Below are 233 nucleotides of genomic sequence, written 5' to 3' on the forward strand. Positions count from 1 at the left end.
GAACTGCACACGCCGCGCCCATTCGGAGCCGCCGAACAGGTTCGCCAGGGCCTGCCACTGCACCGGCTTCCCCAGGGCACATCCGGAGGCGACCAGGAGGAGGCCGAGCGCGATCGCGACCCCGTAGGCGAGGCGCTGGACCGCGTTGGAACGGCCGATCCGGTGAACGAGGCGGAACCTCAGGGCGGCCCGGGCATCGCGCCTGATCGCGCCCGGGCTCAGGGGCAGGAAGG

1 pseudogene is annotated in these 233 nt (G+C 73.0%); it reads right to left on the bottom strand.

The features are described from left to right. Window positions 1–233: pseudogene (locus tag AC0IY1_RS25670) on the bottom strand (cytochrome b/b6 domain-containing protein); the annotation flags it as partial.

This window comes from Methylobacterium sp. AC690, assembly GCF_979256535.1.